The 24,924-nt window shown below is 71.1% G+C and carries 21 protein-coding genes, 1 pseudogene and 1 riboswitch; of the genes and pseudogenes, 9 read left to right on the forward strand and 13 right to left on the reverse strand.

Annotation, left to right across the window (positions count from 1 at the left end; translation table 11 throughout):
* Positions 1 to 89: 89 nt before the first annotated feature.
* The 3 genes from ACTWQE_RS07770 to ACTWQE_RS07780 all read left to right on the forward strand — a co-directional run bounded on the left by ACTWQE_RS07770 (position 90) and on the right by ACTWQE_RS07780 (position 1,828).
* Complete coding sequence (locus tag ACTWQE_RS07770; RefSeq protein ID WP_443328072.1) at positions 90 to 497, forward strand: hypothetical protein; 408 nt, start codon at positions 90 to 92, stop codon at positions 495 to 497.
* A 4-nt stretch (positions 498 to 501) separates the two neighbouring features.
* A complete protein-coding gene (locus tag ACTWQE_RS07775; RefSeq protein WP_443328073.1) occupies positions 502 to 993 on the forward strand; it encodes a thiol-disulfide oxidoreductase DCC family protein in 492 nt (163 codons plus the stop codon).
* 139 nt (positions 994 to 1,132) lie between these two features.
* The gene (locus tag ACTWQE_RS07780; protein ID WP_443328131.1) at positions 1,133 to 1,828 is read left to right on the forward strand and encodes a TetR family transcriptional regulator; all 696 of its coding nucleotides are present in this window, start codon (positions 1,133 to 1,135) and stop codon (positions 1,826 to 1,828) included.
* Between the two features lie 86 nt (positions 1,829 to 1,914).
* Here ACTWQE_RS07780 and ACTWQE_RS07785 read toward each other — a convergent pair whose 3' ends face one another.
* Together ACTWQE_RS07785 and ACTWQE_RS07790 are read right to left on the reverse strand one after the other, a co-directional pair.
* Positions 1,915 to 3,477: a metallophosphoesterase gene (locus tag ACTWQE_RS07785; RefSeq protein WP_443328074.1), complete on the reverse strand. Its 1,563-nt coding sequence runs from the start codon at positions 3,475 to 3,477 to the stop codon at positions 1,915 to 1,917.
* Positions 3,478 to 3,583: 106 nt separating this feature from the next.
* Positions 3,584 to 3,817: pseudogene (locus ACTWQE_RS07790) on the reverse strand (SCO4848 family membrane protein); the annotation flags it as partial.
* Positions 3,818 to 3,927: 110 nt separating this feature from the next.
* Between ACTWQE_RS07790 and ACTWQE_RS07795 the strand changes: the two are divergent.
* The gene (locus ACTWQE_RS07795; RefSeq protein WP_443328075.1) at positions 3,928 to 5,217 is read left to right on the forward strand and encodes a D-alanyl-D-alanine carboxypeptidase family protein; all 1,290 of its coding nucleotides are present in this window, start codon (positions 3,928 to 3,930) and stop codon (positions 5,215 to 5,217) included.
* Here the strand turns inward: ACTWQE_RS07795 and ACTWQE_RS07800 are convergent.
* Positions 5,120 to 6,124 (reverse strand): YihY/virulence factor BrkB family protein, encoded by a 1,005-nt coding sequence (locus tag ACTWQE_RS07800; RefSeq protein WP_443328076.1) that lies wholly within the window; start codon positions 6,122 to 6,124, stop codon positions 5,120 to 5,122. The genes ACTWQE_RS07795 and ACTWQE_RS07800 overlap by 98 nt on opposite strands.
* A 101-nt stretch (positions 6,125 to 6,225) precedes the next feature.
* Here ACTWQE_RS07800 and ACTWQE_RS07805 point away from each other — a divergent pair, with 101 nt between their 5' ends.
* Positions 6,226 to 7,551: an FAD-binding protein gene (locus ACTWQE_RS07805; protein ID WP_443328077.1), complete on the forward strand. Its 1,326-nt coding sequence runs from the start codon at positions 6,226 to 6,228 to the stop codon at positions 7,549 to 7,551.
* A 437-nt stretch (positions 7,552 to 7,988) separates the two neighbouring features.
* Here the strand turns inward: ACTWQE_RS07805 and ACTWQE_RS07810 are convergent, their stop codons facing one another.
* Together ACTWQE_RS07810 and trpS are read right to left on the reverse strand one after the other, a co-directional pair.
* Positions 7,989 to 8,576, reverse strand: coding sequence for a 2'-5' RNA ligase family protein (locus ACTWQE_RS07810; protein ID WP_443328078.1), 588 nt, complete (start codon positions 8,574 to 8,576; stop codon positions 7,989 to 7,991).
* A 198-nt stretch (positions 8,577 to 8,774) separates the two neighbouring features.
* On the reverse strand, positions 8,775 to 9,788 hold the full coding sequence (trpS, locus tag ACTWQE_RS07815) for a tryptophan--tRNA ligase (protein WP_443328079.1): 1,014 nt from the start codon (positions 9,786 to 9,788) through the stop codon (positions 8,775 to 8,777).
* A 55-nt stretch (positions 9,789 to 9,843) separates the two neighbouring features.
* Here trpS and ACTWQE_RS07820 point away from each other — a divergent pair, with 55 nt between their 5' ends.
* A complete protein-coding gene (locus tag ACTWQE_RS07820; protein ID WP_443328080.1) occupies positions 9,844 to 10,482 on the forward strand; it encodes an RNA polymerase sigma factor in 639 nt (212 codons plus the stop codon).
* A gap of 751 nt (positions 10,483 to 11,233) precedes the next feature.
* Here the strand turns inward: ACTWQE_RS07820 and glyA are convergent.
* Positions 11,234 to 12,505, reverse strand: a complete 1,272-nt coding sequence (glyA, locus tag ACTWQE_RS07825) for a serine hydroxymethyltransferase (protein WP_443328081.1) — start codon at positions 12,503 to 12,505, stop codon at positions 11,234 to 11,236.
* Positions 12,506 to 12,543: 38 nt separating this feature from the next.
* Positions 12,544 to 12,634, reverse strand: a riboswitch (ZMP/ZTP riboswitch).
* A gap of 74 nt (positions 12,635 to 12,708) precedes the next feature.
* Here glyA and rocD point away from each other — a divergent pair.
* A complete protein-coding gene (gene rocD, locus ACTWQE_RS07830) occupies positions 12,709 to 13,953 on the forward strand; it encodes an ornithine--oxo-acid transaminase (protein ID WP_443328082.1) in 1,245 nt (414 codons plus the stop codon).
* A 224-nt stretch (positions 13,954 to 14,177) separates the two neighbouring features.
* On the opposite strand, the gene ACTWQE_RS07835 is transcribed toward rocD, so the two are convergent.
* The 3 genes from ACTWQE_RS07835 to pdxR form a co-directional block, all read right to left on the reverse strand.
* On the reverse strand, positions 14,178 to 15,362 hold the full coding sequence (locus tag ACTWQE_RS07835) for a glutathionylspermidine synthase family protein (RefSeq protein ID WP_443328083.1): 1,185 nt from the start codon (positions 15,360 to 15,362) through the stop codon (positions 14,178 to 14,180).
* Between the two features lie 9 nt (positions 15,363 to 15,371).
* Positions 15,372 to 15,725, reverse strand: coding sequence for a hypothetical protein (locus ACTWQE_RS07840; RefSeq protein WP_443328084.1), 354 nt, complete (start codon positions 15,723 to 15,725; stop codon positions 15,372 to 15,374).
* Positions 15,726 to 16,056: 331 nt separating this feature from the next.
* Positions 16,057 to 17,763, reverse strand: coding sequence for a MocR-like pyridoxine biosynthesis transcription factor PdxR (gene pdxR / locus ACTWQE_RS07845; protein WP_443328085.1), 1,707 nt, complete (start codon positions 17,761 to 17,763; stop codon positions 16,057 to 16,059).
* A 47-nt stretch (positions 17,764 to 17,810) separates the two neighbouring features.
* Between pdxR and ACTWQE_RS07850 the strand changes: the two genes are divergently transcribed.
* Positions 17,811 to 18,302: a carboxymuconolactone decarboxylase family protein gene (locus tag ACTWQE_RS07850; RefSeq protein ID WP_443328086.1), complete on the forward strand. Its 492-nt coding sequence runs from the start codon at positions 17,811 to 17,813 to the stop codon at positions 18,300 to 18,302.
* Complete coding sequence (locus tag ACTWQE_RS07855; protein ID WP_443328087.1) at positions 18,302 to 19,030, forward strand: isocitrate lyase/PEP mutase family protein; 729 nt, start codon at positions 18,302 to 18,304, stop codon at positions 19,028 to 19,030. Before ACTWQE_RS07850 ends, ACTWQE_RS07855 begins: the two co-directional genes overlap by 1 nt.
* Before the next feature lie 210 nt (positions 19,031 to 19,240).
* Here ACTWQE_RS07855 and ACTWQE_RS07860 read toward each other — a convergent pair whose 3' ends face one another.
* From ACTWQE_RS07860 to ACTWQE_RS07875, 4 genes are read right to left on the reverse strand one after another with little or no spacing between them, the layout of a single operon-like run.
* Positions 19,241 to 20,200, reverse strand: a complete 960-nt coding sequence (locus ACTWQE_RS07860; protein WP_443328088.1) for an ABC transporter substrate-binding protein — start codon at positions 20,198 to 20,200, stop codon at positions 19,241 to 19,243.
* 50 nt (positions 20,201 to 20,250) lie between these two features.
* On the reverse strand, positions 20,251 to 22,278 hold the full coding sequence (locus tag ACTWQE_RS07865) for an ABC transporter permease subunit (RefSeq protein ID WP_443328089.1): 2,028 nt from the start codon (positions 22,276 to 22,278) through the stop codon (positions 20,251 to 20,253).
* Positions 22,275 to 23,324: a quaternary amine ABC transporter ATP-binding protein gene (locus ACTWQE_RS07870; protein WP_443328090.1), complete on the reverse strand. Its 1,050-nt coding sequence runs from the start codon at positions 23,322 to 23,324 to the stop codon at positions 22,275 to 22,277. The genes ACTWQE_RS07865 and ACTWQE_RS07870 overlap by 4 nt, the downstream gene beginning before the upstream one ends.
* Complete coding sequence (locus ACTWQE_RS07875) at positions 23,324 to 24,865, reverse strand: GMC family oxidoreductase (RefSeq protein WP_443328091.1); 1,542 nt, start codon at positions 24,863 to 24,865, stop codon at positions 23,324 to 23,326. Before ACTWQE_RS07875 ends, ACTWQE_RS07870 begins: the two co-directional genes overlap by 1 nt.
* Positions 24,866 to 24,924: the final 59 nt, after the last annotated feature.

A 24,924-nucleotide genomic window follows, 5' to 3' on the forward strand; every position in this document is an offset into this window, starting at 1 on the left:
GGGCAGTTGACTGACTTGAACGCGTTCAAAAATAGGTCTAGAGTCCTTGGCGTACCAGCTTTTTGAACACGTTCAAGAAGGGGTGGGGAATGGACCTCACAGTCGTCGCCTACGTCATCTACCTGCTCATCAGCGTGGCGCTCACCGTCTGGGTGGCACGCACCCTCAGCCGCAACGGGCGGGTATTCCTTGCCGATGTGCTGCAGGGCAACGAGAAGCTCGCCGACGCCGTCAACCATCTGCTCGTGGTCGGCTTCTACCTCGTGAACCTGGGCTTCGTCGCCCTCTATCTGGAGGAGCCGGCGGGGGTCGAGGATGCGCGCGAACTGTTCGAGGTCCTCTCGGTGAAGATCGGTGTCGTGCTGCTGGTCCTCGGCATCATGCACCTGGGGAACGTCTACGTCCTCAACAAGATCCGGCGGCGCGGGATGATGGAGCGCGAGCAGCTGCCGCCGGTCCCGCCGCAGGGCTGGACCGCCCCGGCCGCGGGGGCGTGACCGCGTGGCCGCTCCCGTGACGGAAGCCCGTACGGACCGGGGCGTGGTCCGCGCCCCGGTCCGCCGGCTCACCGTCCTCTACGACCCCGACTGCTCGCTGTGCACCTTCGTCCGCAACTGGCTCGCGCGCCGGCGGCAGCTCGTACCGCTCGAGTCGGTGCCCGTCGGCTCCGCCGAGGCCCGCCGGCGCTTCCCGGCCCTCGACCACCCGGCGACGCTCCGCGAGATCACGGTCATCGGGGACGCCGGTCAGGTCTACCGCGGACCGGCGGCCTGGATCGTGTGCCTGTGGGCCCTGGCCGAGTACCGGCCGATGGCGCACCGGCTCAGCACACCGGCAGGGGCGCCCCTGGCGCGGGCCGCCGTCCTGGCGGCGGCGAAGTACCGCGAGGCCCACCCCGGTGGTCGCGTCCCGGCCCCCGACGCCGGTACGTGCGACGACGGATGCGCCACAGGGGGCCATGCTCCGGCCGGTCCCCGGCCCGGTTCCGATTAGGCTCGCACCCGTGGATGACGCAGTGCCGACCAAGACCCCGCAGCCCCGGCGGCCCGCGAGGAACGAACAGTCCGCCGGGAGCAAGCCGCCCTCCAAGAGCGACCCGCCCTCCAAGAGCGACCCGCCTTCCAAGAGCGAGCTGCCCTCCAAGAGCGAGCAGACGCGCACCCTCATTCTCGAGACCGCACTGCGCCTCTTCCAGGAACGGGGCTACGACAAGACCACCATGCGGGCCGTCGCCAAGGAAGCCGGAGTCTCGGTCGGCAACGCGTACTACTACTTCGGCTCCAAGGAGCACCTCGTCCAGGGCTTCTACGACCGGATCGCCGCCGAGCACGAGGCGGCGGTCCGGTCCGTACTCGCCACGGAGGAGGACCTGTCCGGGCGCGTGCGGGGCGTGCTGCTCGCCTGGCTCGAGCTGGCGGAGCCGTACCACGAGTTCGCGGCACAGTTCTTCAAGAACGCCGCCGACCCGGACAGCCCGCTCAGCCCCTTCTCCGAGGAGTCGCACGGCGCCCGCGAAGCGTCGATCGCCATCCATCGCCGGGTGCTGGAGGGCGCGAAGGCCCGCACCGACCCCGAACTCGCCGAACTGCTCCCGCAGTTGCTCTGGCTGCACCATATGGGCCTGGTGCTCTACTGGGTCTTCGACCGCTCGGAGGGGTGTGTCCGCACCCGGCGTCTGGTGGAGCGTACGGCGCCGCTCGTCGCCCGGGCGATCGCCCTGTCCCGCTACCGCGTGATGCGCCCGCTCGTCCGCGAGATCCGCGACGTGCTGTCCGACTTCCTGCTCCCGGCCACGGCCGGCGCCGTGAAAACGCGGAAGCGGCCGTAGCGGGGCTGCCGGAGCGGAGAGGCTGCCGACGGGGAGCACCGGGACACCGGCACCGGCACCGGCACCGGCGGATACTCCGCTCCCGATCAGGCCTGCGGCGAGGCCAGGGTGACGACGGTGATGTCGGACTGTGCTCCGACGCGGACGGGCGGTCCCCAGGCCCCGGCGCCACGTGTGACGTACAACTGGGTGTCGCCGTAGCGCTCCAGACCCGCGACGGTCGGGTTGGCGAGCGCGGCGAGGTAGTTGCCGGGCCAGAGCTGACCGCCGTGCGTGTGGCCGGACAGCTGGAGGTCGACCCCGTGTTTCACCGCGTCGTGGATCACCACTGGCTGGTGTGCGAGGAGGACGGAGGCGCGGGTGGTGTCCCGGTCGCCGAGCGCCCGCTCGTAGTCCGGGCCCTGTGCCGGGTCCTGGTTCGCGGCGGAGATGTCATTGACCCCGGCGAGATCGAAGCCGGGCAGCTCCACGCGCGCGTTCTCCAGGGGATGCACCCCGAGTTCGCGAATGTGTTCGACCCACGCCGCGGCGCCGGAGAAGTACTCGTGGTTGCCGGTCACGAAGAAGGAGCCGTGCCGTGAGCGGAGCCGGGCGAGAGGTTCGGCCGCCGGTCCGAGGTCGGCGACGCTGCCGTCGACCAGGTCGCCGACGATGGCGACCAGGTCGGGTTGCGTGCTGTTGATCGCGTTCACGATCCGCCGGGTGTGCGCACGCCCGAGGATCGGTCCCAGGTGGATGTCGCTGACGACGGCGATGCGGTAGCCGTGTGCCGCGCGGGGCAGCTTGGCGAGCGGTACGGTCACCCGCTTGAGGGCGGGCCCGTCCAGGACGTCGTACGCCCCGTACCCGACGGTCCCGGCCGCGGCGGCCGAAGCGGCGACGGCGACGGTCCGGGCGACGAACAACCTCCGGCTGAGGGGCGCTTCGGACGAGGGCGCGGCGGCGGGCTCCGGAGCGGGGAGCTCCGGGGCGGTGGCCTCCGGGGCGTCGGATTCCACCGCGACGGCCGCGGCAGGGGCCTCAGAAGACGCGAGGGGCTCCATCGCGGTGCCGCCCCCGGCTGTCCCGGTGCCGCCCTCGACTGTCGCGGTGCCGCCCTCGACGGTCGCGGTGGCGGCCACCGGAGCCGGGCCGCCGGTGGCCGAGCGGCCTGTGGCGGATGTCTCACCCGACGCCTCGTGCGGTACGGATCCGGGCCCCGCCGTGACCGCTTGGCCTGCCGAGGGCTCCCCCGGCGTGTCGGTCAGGGCTGCCGAGGCGCCATCGGCGGGACGGCGACCCGGTCGGGTGTGCCCGGGTCCGCCGTGCCTCTGTCCGGCGCGGGCCTCCTTGGCGGCGAAGCGCCGGTGCAGCAACGGCCGTACCGCCTCCCCCACCAGCAGGGCCAGCGTCAGATAGAGGACCAGTGCCAGCCACAGATAGCCGGGCCACGCGAGGATCCGTTCGAGGAGGAAGGGCGCTCCGGCCCGTCCGCCGACCAGTGCACCCACCGTGGTCAGCGGCAGTACGAAGGCGGCGGCCGTCCCGGCACGCCGCCCCCAGCCGCCCGCGGCGGTCGTGTCCCGTACGAGCCGGCGCCACAGATACCGGTGTACGCCCGCCAGCAGCCCGAGGACCGCCGCGGCGACGAAGACGAAGACGACGGCCATCACCGGGCGCCTACCGGGCCGACCCGGTAGGCCCGGCAGGCCTCGTGGAGCCGTCGGCGGCGGACCCGGCGGAGCCCGGACCGTCGGCGGAGCCGGGGGTCGCAGCGCGCCGCAGCGCCCGTACGCCCCGCAGGCCGATGGCGCCGATCACCGTTCCCAGCACGAAGGACACCACCGCGAGCAGCAGATGCACCCAGAAATACGCCGTCGGCTCACCCATGTCGTCGAACGCGAGTCCACTGCCGTCCTGCCAGAGGTTCTTGACGAATGTGATCCAGATGAACCAGCTCCACACCCCGAAGGCGAGGAGGAACCAGGACACGGGGCGGCTCAGCTTCATACATCCCAGTATCACCGGCGGTCCCGGCCGGGGGCCGGTGGGGTGTCATGGAGCGCGGGTCCCGTACCGCGGTGTCCCCTCGCGCGCGATCACACTGTACGTTCACGAGCGTGCCTGCATTTCGTACCGCCGCCTCCGGCTCGTCGCCCCTACTGCCGTGCCGCGCCGCCGCGTTGACCCTCGCGTCCGCCGCCCTGCTGCCCGCCCTCGCGGCGTCCCCCGCGCTCGCCGGTGAGCGGGACGGCGGCACGAAGGAGAAGGTGCGGCCGCCCGCGAACATGTCGACCGTCGGCGGGCAGCTGCTCGGCCGGCCGGGGACGCAGGTACGGCTGAAGCCGGGCGCACCCAAGCTGCCCAAGAAGCTGTCCGGCCGTTCGTGGCTGGTGGCCGACGCCGAGTCCGGAGAGGTCCTGGCCGCGCACAACGCGCACTGGCGGCTGCCCCCTGCCAGCACACTCAAGATGCTCTTCGCCGACACGGTCCTGCCCAACCTTCCCAAGAACTGGGAGTACAAGGTCAAGCCGTCCGACCTGGCCGGAATGGGCGAGGGCAGCAGTCTGGTGGGGATCAAGGAGCACCAGACCTACTCCGTCCACGACATGTGGCTCGGCGTCTTCCTTCGCTCCGGTAATGACGCGGTGCATGTGCTCGCCGCGATGAACGGAGGCAAGGAGAAGACGGTCCAGGACATGCAGCGGCACGCCACCGAGCTGAACGCGCAGGACACCCATGTGGTCACCCCGGACGGCTATGACGAGGAAGGCCAGGTCAGCAGCGCTTACGATCTCACGCTGTTCGCCCGCTCGGGGCTACAGAAGGCCGACTTCCGCGAGTACTGCTCGACAGCGACCGCGCAGTTCCCCGGCGAGGTGCCGAAGCGGAAGAAGGGCGAGAAGGAGAAGAAGCGAGAGACCTTCGCGATCCAGAACACCAACCGGCTGCTGACCGGGGACTTTGGCCTCGACGCGTACAAGGGCATCGCGGGCGTCAAGAACGGCTACACCTCGAAAGCCGGTTCGACCTTCACCGGGGTGGCGCAACGGGGTGACCGCGTCCTGCTGGTGACGGTCATGAACCCCTCGGACAAGGAGCACGACGAGGTCTACAAGGAGACCGCGGCGCTGTTCGACTGGGGCTTCGAAGCCGCCGGGAAGGTCGAGCCGGTCGGGGAGCTCGTACCGCCGCAGGCCGCGGAGGACGAACACCCCGAGGTCGGGCACGGCAAGGGCCGCCGTGACCAGGCCAACGCTTCGGTGGCCGGCGCCTCCCACCGGGGCTCGGGCATGTGGACGGCCGCGGGAATCACCGGCGGGGCGCTGGTGGCGCTGGCCGGGGGTGCGCTCCTGGTGCACCGCCGTTGGCCGCTGCCGGAGCTGGTGCGTCGCCGCTCCCGGGACTGACGCCGGGGCCGTCCGCGGGGCCGGGCCGGGGTTCCGGCTCCGGCTCCGCCGCCTCCGGGCTGCCGTGCTGCGTGGCCGTCCACGCGGCGCAGTACAGCAGCAGTTTGGCCATGAAGTTGATCCACAGCATCAGGGCGATCGGCACACCGAACGCCCCATACATGCTCTTGGCGGCAACGCCCTGCAGATAGCCGCTCAGCAGCATCTTGAGCAGTTCGAAACCGACCGCGCCGATGAGCCCCGCCACGACGACCGCGCGGCGCCCCGGGTGCACCTGCGGCAGCCGGGTCAGCAGATACGTCAGCAGCAGGAAGTCGGCCAGTACGGAAATGGCCACTCCGGCGAGGAACAGCAGTACGCGTCCGATGCCGCCCTCAGGAATCCCGATCTTGTCGGCGGCCCAGCCGACGGCGCTGCCGGCGAAGGCCGAACCGCCCAGAGCGACGAGCCCGACCGCACCGAGCCCGGTCAGCACCGCGGCGTCCTTGAGCCTGAGCAGCACCGGATTACCGGGGTCTTCCTCCTTCTCCCACACCGCACGCAGGCACTCGCGCATCGAGCCGACCCAGCTGACACCGGTGACGAGCAGCAGGGCGCCCGCGATGACTCCGATGGTCCCTGCGTTGGCGACGAGCCCGTCGAGATCGAGCTGGTCGGAGATGCCGGGCACCTGTTCGGCAGCCTTGTCCTTGAGCTCCTGCAACTGGTGATCGGTGAGCAGGGCGGCACCGATCGCGGCACCGACGGTGATCAGCGGGAAGAGCGCGATGAAGCTGGTGAAGGTGATGGCGGCGGCGAGACGCGTCCAGTGCACCTCGTCCAACCGCTCGTACGCCCGCCAGGCGTGAGTACGCATCAGCTGTACGATCACGGGCCCGATCACGGGCAGTCGGGTCAACCACTCCATGGGGGACGCCTACCCTCCGCCGACCGGTGCGTGCCCCTCACCGCCTGACCGGCTCACACCACGGACCATGCCGTCTGACACACCCGCTATCACCCTTTTCGGTGAGTAGTGTGACATGTTTTGACAATTTGTTCAGACCGGACGGTACGGTCACCGCCATGTCTGCCGTCACCGCCTCCCACACCGGCGGAGGCCGCTCCGCCCGCACGCAGCACGCGGGCGGAGTCGTCCTCGACATGACCGGCCTCGACCACATTCACTCGATCAATGCCGAACGCGGCGAGGTCGTCTGCGACGCGGGCGTCACGCTGCACCGCCTGATGGAGGTGCTGCTGCCGCTCGGCTGGTTCGTGCCGGTCGTCCCGGGCGACCGCGCCCTGACGGTGGGGAGCGCGATCGGCAGTGACCTCCACGGCCGGAACCAGCACGCCGACGGCAGTTTCACCCGCCACGTACGGTCCATGGAGCTCCTCACCGCCGACGGCGGCATCCGGATCCTCACGCCGGACCACACCCCCGAGATCTTCTGGGCCACGGCGGGCGGTCTGGGCCTCACCGGGGCGGTACTGTCCGCGACCGTCCGGCTGCTGCCGGTCGAGACCGCGCTGATGTCGGTGGACACCGAGCGGTTGAAGGACCTCGACGATCTCCTGTCCCGTCTGGCGTCGACCGACCACCGTTACCGCTACTCCGCCGCCTGGATCGACCTCCTGGCGCGCGGAACGGCGACGGGGCGGGCCGTGCTCACCCGGGGGGAACACGCACCGCTGGACGCGCTCCCCGAGCGCGCCCGCCGGGCCCCGCCCGCCGTCCGGCAGCGGCGCATTCTCCCGCCCCTGCCGTTCCCGCCGCCACTCGCCCGGTGCGTACCCGACGGCCGCCTCGGACGAGCCGCGGCCGGCCTCTGCAACGAGCTCTGGTACCGGAAGGCACCGTGGAGCCGGAGCGGCGAGCTACGGAGGATCCCGGCCTTCTTCCACGCCCACTCCGGCACCCCGCTCTGGAACCGGCTCTACCGGCCCGGTGACCGGGTGCGGTACGAGTTCGTGGTCGGCCACGACCGGGACGACGCGCTGCGCAGGATCGTCCGCCGGGTCTCGCGCCGCGGCTGCCCTTCCCTGCTGGCGGTGCTGAAACGCTTCGGCGGCGGCGGGCCGGGCCGGCTGTCCTTCGCGATGGGGGGCTGGGCCGTGGCCCTGGACATTCCGGCGACCCTGCCGGGCCTTCCGGAGCTTCTGGACGAGCTCGACGAGGAGGTGGCGGCCGCGGGCGGCCGGGTCCGCCTCACCAACGGCTCGCGGCTGCGGCCCGAGCTGCTGGCCGCGATGTATCCGGGGCTGGACGCCTTCCGTGCGCTCCGCGCCGAGCTGGACCCGCGCGGCGTTTTCACCTCGGATCTGGCACGCCGTCTCGGCCTTCAGGACTGACTCGGCGCGGGGTCGTCCTCACGGGGCCAGGAGCCCGCGTACGGCGGGCCTTCGGGCGCGGGGTCGGGCGCCACAAGCCTGGGGCGGAGCGGCGGCTTCGGGAGGAGGCCGAAACGGCTGCTTCGGGGGGGAGGCGGGGCGCCGTCGGGACCAGGCCGGGCACCTTCGGAACCAGGCCTGGCACCGGGACCAGGCCGGGCACCTTCGGAACCAAGCCGGGCACCGGGACCAGGCCGGGCACCTTCGGGACCAGGCCGGGCGCCGTCGGGGCGTGGCGGAGCGGCGGCTTCGGGCGGGGCCGACAGCACCTCCGGGCCTGCGCCGGGCGGCGGCTTCGGGGGCAACGGCAGCCTGGGGGCCGGCAGCCGGGCGGCGGCCTCGGGCGCGTCATACGGCGCAGCCTTTGCCGTATCCGGCTGTGCGCGCGGCGGCGTCGCTCAGGGGCGCAGGGAGTGCGTAGCGGGCGCGTCGAGCGGGGCCGTCTGCGCGGGCACCCCCGGGGCGGACGTCTCCCCGAAGGGGTACTCGTCGACCATGCGCCAGTGTCCGTCCTCACCCTGCTCGTAGAGCGCGAAGCCGGAGACGGTCCAGGAGGCGGCGTAGTCCGCCAGCTCCTCGTACGCCCGGTCCATCGCCTCGTCCTCGATGCCGTGCGCGATCGTCACATGCGGGTGGTACGGGAACTGCAACTCGCGCTGCACCGGCCCCGAGCGGATCTGTTCCTGGAGATCGCCGCACTCCGGGATGCCTTCGGCGAGCTTGACGTAGACGACCGGGGAGAGCGGGCGGAAGGTGCCGGTGCCGCCGAGCCGCATACAGAACGGGTGGCCTGCGGCGGCCACCCCCGCCAGGTGCTGCCGGAAGGCGGGAAGGGCACCCGGGTCGACCTCCGTGGGCGGGAGGAGCGTGACATGGGTGGGGATGCCGTGCGCGGCGGGATCCCCGAAGCCCGCGCGCCGCTCCTGGAGCAGGCTGCCGTAGGGCTCCGGGACCGCGATCGAAACGCCGAGCGTTACGGTCCCCACGTCGTTCTCCTCTTCTTCCGCCGTTTCTGACGACTGCTGCTGCTTCTACCGCTGTAGTTCTACCGCTGGTGCTGCTGCGTCGTTGCGCTCATGCCAGTGTGGCGGGTACGCCACCCCGCCGCGAGCGTCCTCGGTCCTTCATCCGGGGGGCCAGGGACCCTTGTCAGGGGACCCGCGGCGTGTTCGACGTCCCCCGGTTCAGTGCTTGGCCGGGAGGAAACCGACCCGGTCGTAGGCCTGGGCGAGAGTCTCGGCGGCCACCGCTCGGGCCTTCTCCGCGCCCTTGGCCAGGATCGAGTCCAGCGTTTCGGGGTCGTCCAGGTATTCCTGCGTGCGGGCCCGGAACGGGGCCACCCACTCGACCAGTACGTCCGCGAGGTCCGTCTTGAGCGCACCGTAGCCCTTGCCCGCGTACTTCTGCTCGAGTTCGGCGATACCCGTGCCCGTGAGGGTGGAGTAGATCGTCAGGAGATTGCTCACACCGGGCTTCTCGGCCTCGTCGAAGCGGATCTCGGTGCCCGTGTCGGTCACGGCGCTCTTGATCTTCTTGGCGGACACCTTGGGCTCGTCGAGGAGGTTGATGATGCCCTTCGGCCCGGACGCCGACTTGCTCATCTTGATCGACGGATCCTGGAGATCGAAGATCTTGGCCGTCTCCTTGACGATGTACGGCTGCGGAACCGTGAAGGTCCGGCCGAACCGGCCGTTGAAGCGCTCGGCGAGGTCGCGGGTCAGCTCGACGTGCTGGCGCTGGTCCTCGCCGACGGGAACGGCATTCGCCTGGTAGAGCAGGATGTCGGCGATCTGCAGGATCGGGTAGGTGAACAGGCCGACGGTGGCCCGGTCGGAGCCCTGTTTGGCCGACTTGTCCTTGAACTGCGTCATCCGGGAGGCCTCGCCGAAGCCGGTGAGGCAGTTCATCACCCAGCCGAGTTGGGTGTGCTCGGGGACATGGCTCTGGACGAAGAGTGTGCAGCGGTCCGGGTCGAGTCCGGCGCCGAGGAGCTGGGCCGCGGCGAGCCGGGTGTTGGCACGCAGCTCCGCCGGGTCCTGCGGGACCGTGATCGCGTGCAGGTCCACGACCATGTAGAACGCATCGTGGGTCTCTTGCATCGCGACCCACTGCCGGACAGCACCCAGGTAGTTGCCGAGGTGGAACGAGCCTGAGGTGGGCTGGATACCGGAGAGCACACGGGGACGTTCGTTGGCCATGCCGCCCATTCTCTCAGGTGCGGAACCGATCCTCGGTCTCCGGTGTAGGAAGAGTGTGAAGACGCGTGAGGGGGGTCGCATCGTTACCGACGAGGGCGCGGTGATCGCGCGCGTACGCGCCGGGGAGTGCGAGGCGTACGCCGATCTGGTGCGTGCGCACACGCGTATCGCGCACCGTACTGCGGTCCTCCTCGGAGCGGGTGCGGACGCCGAGGATGTGGTGCAGACCGCCTTTCTGAAGGCGTACCAGTCGCTGGGGCGGTTCCGGGAGGGTGCGGCGTTCCGTCCGTGGCTGTTACGGATCGTCGCCAATGAGACGAAAAACACAGTGCGGTCGGTGCGCCGGCTCCGTGCGGCGGCGGGGCGGGAGGCGGCGTTGGTCGAGGCCGAGCCACTGATACCGGAGTCGGCGGATCCGGCGAACGCGGCGGTGGCGGACGAGCGTCGCTGCCAGCTGCTGGCGGCGCTGGAGGAGCTGAGCGAGGAGCACCGGCAGGTGGTGACCTACCGCTATCTGCTGGATCTGGACGAGACGGAGACGGCTGAGGCGCTGGGCTGGCCGCGCGGGACGGTGAAGTCCCGGTTGAACCGGGCGCTGCGGCGGCTGGAGCGGATTCTCGGACCGGACGCGGTCCCCCCGACGGCGGACGCGGCTGGACGGGAAGAGGCCGGAGCGGGGATGCGAGGGAGGTGACGGGCATGGGCGAGGGGTCGCAGGAACAGACGTCGCGGGAGCTGCCGGACGAGCTGAGGAGGCTGGGCACAGCACGGGAGCTGCCGGACGAGCTGAGGAGGCTGGGCAGGGAGCTGCGGATACCTGCCGTGGACAGCGAGACGATGGTGGAACGGGTGCTGGCCGGTCTCGTCGGCGAACAGGCACGGACCGCCGGCGCACCGGGCCGGGGCGCGCGGCTGCGGTGCTGGCTACGAGCGCGGTGGCGCTCGCTGCTGACGGCGCTGTGCGGGCTGCTCGCGGTGTCTCTCCTGAGCCCACCGGTACGGGGCGCGATGGCGGACTGGTCAGGGTCCGGCGGGGTGCACGTGCGATACGCCCCGTCGCCGTCGTCGGCGACAGCGGCGACGACGGCCGGTCCGGGCCGCGCAGGCGCGGAGCGGCCCTCGAGCCTGGCGACGCCGACGGCCCGTCCGGAGGGCTCCGGCGCGGACGCTCCCGCGAGCGGGACGGCCGGGAAGGACGGCCTGGGCCGCTCCGGCGCGGGACCTTCCCCGAGCCGGGCCCCGACGGCGGCCAGTCCGGATGGCTCACGTGCGGGACCTCCCACGAGCGAGGCCACGACGAGGGCCGGTCCGGACGGCTTCGGTGCGGAGGATCCCTCGAGCCGGGTCACGGCGAGGGCCGGGCCGTGCGGCTGGGGGCAGGAGGCTGCCCCGAGCGTGGACGAGGGCCGGGGCGGTCCCGGACCTCGTCCACAAGGCCCGGACGGTTACGCCGTGGGCAGGCCCGGGGCGGGATATGCCGCCATGAGTTCGGTGACCTCCGCGCGGATGGCGGTGAGAGCGTCCTCGTCACCCACGCGGGCGGCGGCCACACCGCGGTCGATCCAGTCGGCGACGAGCGGCATGTGTTCGACGCCGAGGCCGCGCGAGGTCAGCGACGGGGTGCCGATACGGATACCGGAGGGGTCGAAGGGCTTGCGCGGGTCGTAGGGCACGGTGTTGTAGTTCACCACGATGCCGGCCCGGTCGAGAGCCTTCGCGGCGACCTTGCCGGGCACCTCCTTCGGGGTGAGGTCCATCAGGATCAGGTGGTTGTCCGTGCCGCCCGAGACAAGATCGAAGCCACGTTCCAGCAGCGCGGTGGCGAGCGCCTTGGCGTTGCCGACCACGGCGTGCGCATAGTCGCGGAAGGAGGGCTGAGCGGCCTCGTGGAGGGCCACCGCGATGGCTGCGGTGGTGTGGTTGTGGGGGCCGCCCTGCAGACCGGGGAAGACCGCCTTGTCGAGCCGCTTGGCATACGACTCCCGGGACATCAGCATCGCGCCGCGCGGGCCCCGCAGGGTCTTGTGGGTGGTCGTGGAGACCACCTCCGCGTGCGGGAACGGAGAGGGGTGGGCGCCACCTGCGATCAGACCGGCGATATGGGCGATATCTGCGACGAGAACCGCATCCGCCTCACGGGCGATCTCGGCGAAGGCGGCGAAGTCGATGGTGCGGGGCACCGCGGTGCCACCACAGAAGATGATCTTCGGGCGTTCCTTGAGCGCCAGTTCGCGGACCTCGTCGAAGTCGATGAGGCCGTTGTCCGCGCGCACGCCGTACTGGACGCCGCGGAACCATGTGCCCGTCGCGGAGACCCCCCAGCCGTGGGTGAGGTGGCCGCCCATCGGCAGCGCCATGCCCATCACCGTGTCACCCGGCTCGGCGAAGGCCAGATAGACCGCGAGGTTCGCGGGCGATCCCGAGTACGGCTGGACGTTGGCGTGCTCGGCGCCGAAGACGGCCTTGGCCCGGTCGGCGGCCAGGGTCTCGATGGGGTCGATGTTCTGCTGACCCTCGTAGTAGCGCTTGCCGGGGTAGCCCTCGCTGTACTTGTTCGTCAGGACGGTGCCGGTGGCTTCGAGGACGGCACGCGAGACGTAGTTCTCGCTGGGAATCAGGCGCAGCGTGTCGGCCTGGAGCTGCTCCTCGGCGGCGATCAGCGCGGCGAGTTCGGGGTCCTCGGCGGAGAGGGCGGGGTGAACAAAGGGGGCAGTCATGGAGTCCTCCGGGTCGGTCCGCTTCTCGGTTCACGAACCCGGGGTGCCCAGGCGGGCGGCACCTCGTGGCGGCAGCCGCACACCGCTCCCTCGTGGTCGCTTCCACGTTCGCCAGTCGCAGTGTGCTCGCACAGTCTATTGCCTGGGCCGAACCCGAGCAGTTCCGGAAGGTTTCTTCGCAATCTCCCCGAGCGACGATAGAAATGAGCCCCAAACCGCCGCGACACCGAACGGAGCACCCCGTGACGACTACGGAACGCAGCATCGCCGCCGCCGAGGCGCACAGCGCGCACAACTACCATCCGCTGCCGATCGTCGTCGCGTCCGCGGAGGGCGCCTGGATGACGGACATCGAGGGCCGGCGCTACCTCGACATGCTCGCCGGGTATTCGGCGCTCAACTTCGGCCATGGCAACCCGCGGCTGATCGATGCCGCGAAGGCCCAGCTGGAGCGGGTGACGCTCACGTCCCGGGCCTTTCACCACGACCGGTTCGCCGACTTCTGTACCCAGCTCGCCGAGCTGTGCGGCATGGAGATGGTGCTGCCGATGAACACCGGCGCCGAGGCCGTGGAGACAGCGGTCAAGACGGCCCGGAAGTGGGGCTACCGGGTCAAGGGCGTCCCGGACAATCAGGCCAAGATCGTCGTTGCCCGCAACAACTTCCACGGCCGGACGACCACCATCGTCAGCTTCTCCTCCGACCCCGAGGCGCGCGCCGACTTCGGCCCGTACACGCCGGGTTTCGAGATCGTCCCGTACGGCGATCCGACGGCGCTGGACGAGGCGGTCACCGACAACACGGTCGCCGTGCTGCTGGAGCCCATCCAGGGCGAGGCGGGGGTCCTGGTGCCTCCGGCCGGCTATCTGGCGGGGGTGCGGGAGCTGACGCGGGAGCGGAACGTGCTCTTCATCGCGGACGAGATCCAATCCGGGCTCGGCCGGACCGGCCGGACGTTCGCCTGCGAGCACGAGGGTGTCGTCCCCGACATGTACGTCCTGGGCAAGGCCCTCGGCGGCGGTGTCGTCCCCGTCTCGGCCGTGGTGTCCTCCCGCGAGATCCTGGGCGTCCACCGCCCCGGCGAACACGGCTCCACCTTCGGCGGCAACCCGCTGGCCTGCGCCGTCGCCCTCGAGGTGATCGACATGCTGCGCACCGGTGAATACCAGCAGCGGGCCACCGAGTTGGGCGACCATCTGCACGCGGAGCTCGGGCTGCTGGTGGGAGGCGGCGCGGTGGAGGCGGTTCGCGGCCGCGGACTGTGGGCCGGTGTGGACGTCGCCCGCAGCCATGGCACCGGCCGGCAGATCTCCGAGAAACTGATGGATCTCGGCGTGCTCGTCAAGGACACCCATGGCAGTACGATCCGGATCGCCCCGCCGCTGGTCATCAGCAAGGAGGACCTGGACTGGGGCCTCGACCAGCTGCGGGCGGTGCTACGGGGCTGAGCCCCACGCGTCCGCTGCCCGGCCGGGCCCGCAGGCCGGGCAGCACCCCGCGACCGGCCCGGAGCCACGAACCGCGCCGCCGCGTGGCGCTGCCGTGGGCCGCCACCCTGTGGTCCGCGGTCCCCGGCTCCGGGGGCGCCACAGGCGGCGGGCGCCGAGGATCGCGCCGCCTGGCCGGCGGCGCAGCGGGGGCCGGTGTCAGAGAATGCAGCGGGGGGCCGGTGTCAGAGAATGACGTGCGGGAGGAACCGGGCGTACTCATCGGTGATCAGGCCCGCGGACTCACGGATGCCGAGGCCCGCCGCCTGGTCCTCGACAACCCATGCGCCGAGCACCACCCGGTTGCCGTCGAAGTCGGGCAGCGGGGCCAACTCCTGGTAGCAGCACGCCTCTTCACGCACCACGGCCTTCTGGCCCGGATCGTGCACCGTGACGCCCGCACCCTCCCGGCCCAGCAGCGGCTTGGCCACGTACCCCTGTGTCGCGGCCAGCTCGCGGGGACCGTCCAGATAGGCGGGCAGCAGATTCGGATGTCCGGGATACAGCTCCCACAACACGGCGAGCAGTGCCTTGTTCGACAGCAGCATCTTCCAGGCGGGCTCGATCCACAGTGTGCTGCCGGTGCCACCGCCGTTGTCGAGCGTGTCCAGGACGTACGGGCCGAACCGGTCCGTGGTCAGCCACTCCCATGGATAGAGCTTGAAGCAACTGCGGATGAAGCGGAGCCGCTTGTCGACGAAGCGGCCGGAGAGCCGGTCCCAGCCGATGTCCTCCATGGAGATCGCCTCGGTCTCCAGACCGGCCTGCTCCGCGGTCTCGCGGAGGTACGCGACCGTCATCAGGTCCTCGCCGAGCTCGTCCCCCGCGGAGTGGGCGAAATGCACCGGCGCGCCGGGCGGCAGCAGCGCCGCCTGCCGCTTCCAGGCGTCCACCAGCCGCTCGTGCAGGGAGTTCCACTGGTCGGCGCCGGGAAACCGCTCCTCCATCCAGAACCACTGCGGGCCGGCCGCCTCCACCAGCGATGTGGGGGTGTCGGCGTTGTACTCCAGCATCTTGGCCGGGCCGCCGCCGTCGTAGTGCAGATCGAACCGGGCGTAGACGCTGGGCTGTTCGGCCCGTCGCCGCCAGGACTCGGCGACCTTGTCCGCCGCCCGGGGGTCGGTGATGCCCAGATCGGCGAAACGCTTCTTCTCGACGATGTGCTCCGCGGCCGCGAGGCACATCCGGTGCAGTTCCTCGACGACCTCCTCCAGCGCCTCGACCTCGGGGAGGGAGAACGCGTAGTAGGCGCTCTCGTCCCAGTATGGGCGCAGCGAGTCGTCCGGGTAGCGGGTCAGGGGGTAGATGAGTCCCTGCTCCTCGACCGTGGCCTGCCAGTCCGGGCGGGGAGTGATGGTGTGGCGCCGCATGACCGGTGATCAGCCGCCGCTACTGCCGTGGTGACTGCCGAAGCCGCCACGGTCCACCGAGGAACCCGATCCTCCGGAGGAGCCCTTGGAGGGTTTGGTGAAGGTGCCGTCGGACGCCCAGCCGTCGTCGACCTCCGCGTCGTAGTACCAGGCGTCATCACGCCGCGAGGTGGCCTTGGCGGAGGCCGAACCGGAGCACTGCTTGTTGTCGACGACGCGGTAGCCCTTGGAGTACTCGTAGCTGTCCCGGTCGACACAGCGCTTGTCGGGCTCCGAGCCGCAAGCCGTGAGTACGGCCGCCAGCGCGCCCATCCCACCCAGGATCACCGTGCCGGACCGTACCCGGCGTCGTGCGTCTGCCATGTGTCGTTCATCCCCGTCGTGTTCATGTTCAACAGCAGGCATCAGGGTAGGGCCCGTGCGGGTACGGGCGGCCAGCCGGGTCGGCGGACCACCGTGAGGAACAGCCCTGTTCGCCGCCGCGCATGTAGGCGCGTCATGGGCAGCGCGCGGCGCGTACGGCAACCCGCAGGGCGTCAGCCCCCGCGGCACCTCCCCGCGGCACGCCAGGCGGCAACAGCGGTGCGACGGGCCCCCCGCCGCACGTCAGGCACCAACAACGGCGGTGCGGCGTGGCAGACCCCGCGGCACGCAGGCAGCAACGGCGGTGCAGCGCGGCACACCCCGCGGCACGTCAGGGCAGCGCCCGGCACAGGGCGTCGACGGCGTTCGCGAAGGCGTGGTCCGGCGGGGTGCCGTAGCCGACGACCAGGGCGTCGGACAGAGCGCCCGGCTCCGTATCCGGGTGCCGGAACCAGCTGAGCCCCTGCAGGGCGAGCCCCTGCCGCGCGGCGCCCTGGACGACCGCCTGCTCCGTACCCGGCGGGAGTTCGAGCACCGCATGCAGGCCCGCGGCGATCCCGGTGACGCGGATGTGCGGAGCGCGCTCGGCCAGCGCGCCGACCAGCTGATCCCGCCGCCTCCGGTAGCGCAGCCGCATGCCCCGCACATGACGGTCGTACGCGCCCGAGTCGATGAACTCCGCGAGCGTCAACTGATCGAGCGTGCCGACCTGCCACTCGACTGGGCCCTTCAGCTCCACCACGGGGTCGACGAGATCCGCGGGCAGCACCAGCCAGCCCAGCCGCAGGCCGGGCGTGAGGCTCTTGCTCACCGAGCCCGCGTGGACCACGTGGTCCGGTTCCAGGCCCTGAAGAGCACCGACCGGCTGCCGGTCGTAGCGGAACTCACCGTCGTAGTCGTCCTCGACGACCAGGGCCCCCGTGCGACGCGCCCAGGCGACGGCGGCGGCCCTGCGGTCGGGGTGCAGCGGGACACCGGTCGGGAACTGGTGTGCGGCGGTGAGCAGAACGGCCCCCGCACCGCTCAGGGCCGCCAGATCTTCCGTACGTGCCCCGCGTTCGTCCACCGCGACCGGTGTGGTCCGCAGCCCGGAGCGGGTGATGACGTCCCGGTGGAAGCCCAGCCCGTACGACTCGACGGCCATCTCCCGTACACCGGTCTCCCGCAGGGCGGCGGACAGCAGCCTCAGCCCATGGGCGAAGCCGGAGCAGACGACGATCCGCTCCGGGTCGGCGAGGACACCGCGGGTGCGGGCCAGATAGCCGGCCAGGACCTGGCGCAGCTCGGTCCGGCCGCGAGGGTCGCCGAAGCCGAAGGCCTCGTTGGGCGCTCTCATCAGAGCCCGGCGGGCGGCGGTGAGCCAGGCGGTACGGGGGAAGGACGCCGCATCCGGGCGGCCGGGCACCAGCTCGTGGACGGGTTGAGGAGCAGGGCGGACGTGACGAGCGGGGTGGGCATGACGAGCCGGGAGTGCCAGGGCGGCCCGGCGGGCGGCGTGCGCCGGGCGGGCGGGTTCCGGCCTCTGGGCGACCCGTGTACCGGAGCCCTGCCGGGCGGTGAGCCAACCCTCGGCCACCAGTTCGGCGTAGGCACCGGCGACGGTATTGCGGGCGAGCCGCAGGTCGGCGGCGAGGGAACGGGAGGAGGGCAGCCGGGTGCCGGGGGCGAGCCGCCCCGTACGGACGGCGTCCCGCAGCGCGCTGATGAGCCCGGCCCGTACGCCATGGGCCGTGGTGCGCAGATCCAGATGCAGATCCACCCCGGCGCGCTCCAGGGATCCGGCACCCGCCGGGAGCCCGGAGCCCACCGCAGATCCGGCCTCCACCACGGTTCCGACGTCCGCCGCAGATCCGGCCTCCACCCCGGTTCCGACGTCCGCCGGAGATCCGACCTGCGCCAGAGATCCGACGTCCGCCACAGTTCCGACCTGCGCCGGAGATCCGGCGCAGGTCGGAACAGGCCCGGAACCCGGCCCCGCCACGCCCCCGGCGTCCGTGCCGTCCGCGGGCACGGGCTCATTGGCCCACGTTTCCTCCATGAAAATGGACCATACTCCTGGGCAATTCGCGGTCTAGCGTTGCGTTCATGACGACGAACCTGAGCACCCACGACCACGGCCCCCGGATGAACTTCTTCACCCTCGCGCCCGAGGTCTACAAGGCGATGGTCAACCTCGACGCGGCTGCCCGAAAGGGCGTCGACCCGGCCCTGGCCGAACTGGTCAAGATCCGCGCCTCCCAGCTCAACCGCTGCGCCTACTGCATCGACATGCATACCAAGGACGCCCGCCACGCCGGCGAGACCGAGGAGCGGCTCCACCTCCTCAACGCCTGGGAGGAGGCCGCCGGCTTCTACACCGAGAAGGAGCGCGCGGCCCTCGCCCTGACCGAGGCGATCACCGTCCTCACCGACGGCTTCGTGCCGGACGCGGTGTACGAGCGCGCCGCCGACCACTTCGAGCAGGCCGAACTCGCCCAGCTCATCAGCCTCATTTTCGTCATCAACTCCTGGAACCGCATCGGCGTGACCACCCGTTCGGTGCCCGGCCAGTACAAGCCCGGGGCGCTGAGCCACTGATGGCCGCGGCGGATGTGTTGCGAGCGCTCCACCACGACCGGGAGCCGGACGATCCCCTGGTACTGCCCGGCCCCTGGGACGCCGCCAGCGCCCGCGCCTTCGCTGACGCGGGCTTCCCGGCCCTGGCGACACCGAGCGCGGGGGTGTCGGCGTCGCTGGGCTACGAGGACGGCGGCGGCACCCCGCCCGAAGCGATGTTCGCGGCGGTGGCCCGGATCGTACGGTCGGTGGACGTCCCGGTGTCGGCGGACGTGGAGGACGGATACGGGCTGCCGCCGGAGGAGCTCGTGGAGCGGCTGCTCGCGGCGGGGGCGGCGGGCTGCAATCTGGAGGACTCGGATCCGGCAACCGGGGAGCTCCAGGACGCCCGTCGGCAGGCGGACCGGCTCGCGGAGGTACGGGCCGCCGCGGGCGGCCGACTCGTGATCAACGCCCGGGTCGACACCTTTCTGCGCGGTGACCGTACGCCGGAGACGGCCATCGAGCGCGGACGGCTGTACGCGGAGGCGGGGGCGGACTGCGTGTACCCGATTCTCGCGCCGCCCGAGCTGCTGCCGGTGCTGGCGGCCGGGATCGGCGTCCCGCTGAACGCCCTTGCCGTACCCGGCGGTCCGTCACCGCGGGAGCTGGGCGGCCTGGGCGCCACCCGCGTCACCTTCGGCGGCGGGCTCCAGCGGCAGATCGCGGGCGAGGTACGGGCCCTGGCCCAGCGACTGCGTAACGGCTGACGGCCCGACCGCCGACCGCTGACCCATACGGCCTGACCGCCCGACCTCACGACCGCACGACCGCACGACCGACCGCACGACGGCACGACAGAGCGCCGGAAGCAGACAGAAGAATCCGCCCCGGAGCGAACGCACAGCGCTCCGGGGCGGATTCGTCCGGGGGACGTCAGTACGACGTCGCGGAACGGACGGGCCGGGGGCGTACCCGGATTACGGCATCCACGCCTTCCACACGTCCGGGTTCGCCTTGACCCACTTCTCGGCAGCCGCCTCCGGGGACATCTTGTCGCCCGCGATCATGGTGGCGATCTCGTTCTGCTGGTCCGTGGTCAGCTTGAACTTCTTCAGGAACTCGGCCGCCTTGCCGCCCTTCTTGGCGAAGTCGGCGTTGAAGTACTTCTGCAGCGGGGTATTCGGGTAGCCGCAGGAGATCTTCTTCGGGTCCTTGTCGCAGCCTTCCTTGTACTCCGGCAGCTTGACCTCGACCATGTCGACCTGGGAGTTCAGCCACTGCGGGGTCCACCAGTACGTCAGGAAGGGCTTCTTCGCCTTGACGTTCTTGCGGATCTCGGTGATCTGCGCCGCCTCGCTGCCCGCGTACACGGTCTTGAGGTCCAGCTTCAGGTTCTTGATAATCGCGTCATCGTTGGTGACGTAGTCGGGCGAGCCCTCCAGGAGCTGGCCCTTACCGCCGCTCTCGGAGGTCTTGAACTCGTCGGCGTACTTGTTCAGGTTCTTCCAGTCGGTGACATCCGGGTGCTTGTCCGCGAAGTACTTCGGGACGTACCAGCCGATGTGACCGGTGACGCCGAGGTCGCCGCCCTTGACGACGGTCTTCTTGTCCTCGACGTACTTCTTCTCCTGCTCGGGGTGGCCCCAGTCCTCCAGGACCGCGTCCAGGTCGCCCTTGGCCAGCGCGTCCCAGGCGAGGACCTCACCCATCTGCTGGGTCTTGACCTTGTAGTCGAGCTCCTTCTCGAGCAGGTGTTTGGCCACGGCGACGTTCGCCTCCGCGCCGACCCAGGACGGGACCGTGAGCTTCACGGTCTTGCCGTCGCTGCCCGCGGTGTTCGACTTGCCCGTCTCGGCGGCGCCGCAAGCGCTCAGCGCAAGCATGCCGGCCGCTCCGACGATGGCTATGGCGGCTCTCGTCCGCTTGGTGTTCTGCATGATCAGAGATTTCCTTTTCTGTTGGTGCACGTTCGCCGGGAGACGGTGCGTCAGGTGTCGCGCCCTTTGGACGCGGTGGGTTGGGTGACTCGGTCCAGCATCAGACCGAGACAGACGATGGCCGCACCGGCCACCAGTCCGACGCCGAGGTCGCCCCGGGAGAGGCCGAAGACGACGTCGTAGCCGAGCGCCCCGCCACCGACCAGGCCGCCGACGATGACGACGGCCAGGACCAGCACGACGCCCTGGTTGACGGCCAGCAGCAGCGCGGGGCGGGCCAGCGGGAGCTGGACCTGCCACAGCTGCTGCCTGCCGCTGGCGCCCAGCGAGCGGGCAGCCTCCACCGCGGCCGGATCGACCTGGCGCAGGCCCTGGGAAGTGATCCGGACGACGGCGGGCAGGGCGTAGACCACGGCCGCGACGATGGCCGCCGCACGGCCGACCGCGAACAGCGCGACCACCGGGATCAGATAGACGAACTGCGGCATGGTCTGCATCGCGTCGAGCACCGGGCGCAGTGCGCGCTCCACCCAGCCGACACGGGCCGTGAGAATGCCGGTCGCGAAGCCGAGCACCAGCGTCAGGACCAGGGCGGCGAGGACCTGGGCGAGCGTGTCCAGGGACTTCGGCCATACGCCCATGACGCCGATCGCGCCCATGGCGAGCACCGCGGTGAGCGCGGTGCGCCAGGTGCCGACCAGCAGGGCGAACCCGGCGACCAGCAGCAGCACCAGCCACCAGGGCAGGGCCTGGAGACCGTCGCGCAACGGGTTCAGCATCCACTCGGTGAAATGCCCGGCCCAGACCTCGGTGCCGCCGATGAACGGCAGCCCCTCCCGCATCTGAGCGATCACAGAGCTGTTGAAGCTGTTGACGGGGGTGGAGATGTCGTACGTCCACGCCTCGGGCCAGGCCACGGAACCGGCGGCCTTGCCTGCCACGACCGCCGCGACGGTACCGGCGGCGACCACGGCCCAGGCCAGCCGGCCGCGCAGCAGGCGCCGCACCGAGGAGCGCTCGGTCACCTCGAGGCTCGCCCCGGCCGCCGCCGTCGTGCGGTCCAGCCAGATCGCGATCAGCACGATCGGGATACCGGCCGCCAGCGCCTTGCCGACGTCGACCGTCGACAGCGCCTGGTAGACCTCCTCACCGAGGCCGCCCGCGCCGACGAGGGCCGCGATGACGACCATCGACAGCGCCATCATGATGGTCTGGTTCAGGCCCAGGAGCATGTCCTTGCGGGCCAGCGGCAGCCGGGCCGTCCACAGCCGCTGCAGCCGGCTCGCGCCGAGCGAGGCCGAGGCCTCCAGCACCGTCGGCGCGGCCCCGCGGAGCCCGAGCGCGGTGAGCCGGGCCATCGGAGGGGCGGCATAGATGACGGTGGAGAAGAGCGCGGCCGGGGTACCGGTGCCGAAGATCAGGACGAACGGCAGGAGGTAGGCGAAGGCGGGCAGCACCTGCATGGTGTCGAGCACCGGGCGCAGCATCCGGTCGAACCGGTCCGAGAGACCGGCGGCCAGCCCGAGGAGCAGGCCGACGACCGCCGAGACCGCCACCGCCACCACCATCAGGGCGAGGGTGAGCATGGCGGGTTCCCACATGCCCAGCACCCCGCAGAGGAGGAAAGCACCGAGCGCGGTGCCCGCCACCCGCAGACCGGAGCGGCCCAGGCCGCCGGCCTTCCAGGCGAGGAGTGCGGCGCCCAGGGTCACCCCGAGCCACCCTGCGGACTCCAGCAGCTGGTACACGCCGTCGACCGAGGCGGTGGCCGTGTTGCTGAGGTGCAGCAGGAAGTACAGGAAGAGCGGGTGGGTCTCGCGGTTGTCGATGATCCAGTCGTTGAACGAGTTCAGCGGCCCGGAGATGTCGACGCTCAGCGCGCTGGGCCAGCTGCCGCTGCCCCACAGGATGGCGGCCAGCGGGGCCAGCACAGCAGCGGCCACGGCGAGCAGCAGGAGCTTGCCGCCGGCGGGACGGGAGCCCAGCAGCGCCCTGACCCCGCCCGGCCGGCCCGGGGGCCCGCCGTCCGGCTTGCGCTTCTCCGCAGTCACCTCGCGTGATGTTGCGGTGGCACTCATGCTGCCACCGCCTCGGCCTTCACTCCGGCCACCACGGCCAGCAGGCGCTCGGAGTCGACGACGCCCAGGCACCGGCCGCCGTCGACGACACGGGCCGGGGCGCCGGAGCGGGCGACCGCCTCGATCGCTTCGGAGACCGTCGCGTCCGGGGCGATCGACGGGCCGTTGCTCGCCTCGTCGCCCTCGGGCGGCCGCATGGCGCTCCGTGCGGTGACGACCTGCTCGCGGGGCACGTCGCGCACGAAGTCGCGGACATAGTCGTCGGCCGGCGAGACGACGATCTCCTCGGGCGTGCCGAGCTGCACGATCCGCCCGTCGCGCATCAGCGCGATGCGGTCGCCGAGGCGCAGCGCCTCGCTGAGGTCGTGGGTGATGAAGATCATCGTCCGGCCCTCTTCGCGGTGCAGGCGGATGACCTCTTCCTGCATGTCGCGGCGGATGAGCGGGTCGAGCGCGCTGAAGGGCTCGTCGAAGAGCAGGACCTCGGGGTCGACGGCGAGGGCGCGGGCGAGGCCGACGCGCTGCTGCTGGCCGCCGGAGAGCTGGCTGGGGCGGCGGCCCTCGAACCCGGCGAGGCCGACCTTCTCGACTATCTCGGCGGCCTTGGCGCGCCGAGCGGCCTTGCCGACGCCCTGGATCTCCAGCCCGTACGCGACGTTGTCGAGGACGGAGCGGTGCGGCAGCAGGCCGAAGTGCTGGAAGACCATGGAGGCGCGGTGGCGGCGCAGTTCGCGCAGCCTGGACCGGTCCATGGCGAGGACGTCCTCGCCGTCGATGGCAAGCTCACCGCTGGTGGGCTCGATGAGCCTTGTCAGACAGCGGACGAGGGTGGACTTGCCGGAGCCGGAGAGGCCCATGACGACGAAGACCTCGCCCTTCTGGACGTCGAAGGAGACGTCGCGGACGGCGGCGGTACAGCCGGTCTTCTGCCGCAGTTCCTCCGCGGACAGGCCGCCGTCGGCGCTGCCCGGGATCCGGTCGGCCTTGGGGCCGAAGACTTTCCACAGGTTGCGGACGGAGAACACCGGCTCGGTGGTCGTACTCATCACGCATCACCTCCCGGTGTCGGTTGCTGGACGAGCAGTTCGGCGCACTTCTCCCCGACCATCAGGACGCCGATCATCGGGTTGACGGCGGGCATCGTGGGGAAGACGGAGGCGTCGGCGATCCGGATGCCGTCGAGTCCCCGGATCTTCAGATCGGGTCCTACGACGGCCTGTTCATCGCCGACGGCACCCATCCGGCAGGTGCCGGCGGGGTGGTAGACGGTGTGGGCGACCTTGCGGGCGTACTCGCTGATCGCCTCGTCGGAGGTGACCTCCGGGCCGGGGCAGACCTCGCGCTTGAGCCACTGGGCGAAGGGTTCGCTCTTCGCGATCTCACGGGCGATCCTGATCCCGTCGACGAGCGTCCGGCCGTCGTAGTCGTCCTCGTCCGTGAAGTAACGGAAGTCCAGCGCGGGCTTGACCTCGGGGTCGGCGCTGGTGAGGTAGAGGCGGCCGCGGCTGCGGGGCTTGGGGATGTTGGGGGTCATCGACACCCCGTGCTCGGGCTTCTCGTAGCCCAGCCGCTCCGGATTGTCGGTGAACGGGATCTGGTAGAAGTGGAACATCAGGTCCGGCCCCCGGGACTCGGGGTCCCGGCGCACGAAGAGGCCCGCGTCCGAATCCATCGCGGAGTTCTCGGGAATCGGCCCGTCGGTCTCCCAGACGATGACCGACTCGGGGTGGTCGAGCAGGTTCTCGCCGACGCCGGGCAGGTCGTGCGCCACGGGGATGCCGAGCGCCTCCAGGTCCCCCTTCGGCCCGATGCCGGAGTGCATCAGCAGCCGCGGGGTGTCCACCGCGCCCGCACAGACCAGGACCTCACGGCGGGCCTCGACCAGGATCTCCTCGCCGTCCTTGGTCCGTACGTGGACCCCGGTGGCGCGCGGTCCGTCCAGCTCCAGCCGGTACGCCCAGGTCTCCAGCATGATGTGCAGATTCGGGCGGTCTCCGGCCTCCAGGTGGGGGTGGAGGTAGGCGACGGAAGCGGAGGAGCGCTTGTTGTTCTCCGGGTGGTAGGCGAGGTCGAAGAAGCCGACGCCCTCGTGGAACGGCTCCTTGTTGAAACCCTCGACCCGGGGTACGCCCAGCGTCGCCTGCGCCGCCTGCACGAAGTCGCGGGCGATGGCGTTCCGGTCCTTCTCGTCGACGGCCACGATGTTGTTGCGCAGCCGGTGGAAGTACGGGTCCATGGACGCCGCGTCCCAGCCCTCGGCCCCGGCCTCGGCCCACTCGTCCCAGTCGGACGGCAGCGGCTTGAAGCTGATCAGGGTGTTGTGGGAGGAGCATCCGCCGAGCACCCGGGCACGGCTGTGCCGGATGTGGGAGTTGCCGCGTGGCTGCTCGGTGGTGGGGTAGTCGTAGTCGAGGTCCCCGCCCAGCAGGCCGAGCCAGCGGCGCAGGGTGAGGACGTCGGGCCGGTCGACATCGGACGGGCCGCCCTCGATGACGGCGACGGTGACGTCGGGGTTCTCGGTGAGGCGGGAGGCGATCACCGATCCTGCGGTGCCGCCGCCGACCACGACGTAGTCGTAAACAGTCAAGGGGTCTTGCTCCTCTGCAAGGTGCGTGCGTGTGCGCGTCGCTGCGAACAGACGGACCG

It is taken from the genome of Streptomyces sp. 8N706 (assembly GCF_052245415.1).
Taxonomy (GTDB): Bacteria; Actinomycetota; Actinomycetes; order Streptomycetales; family Streptomycetaceae; genus Streptomyces.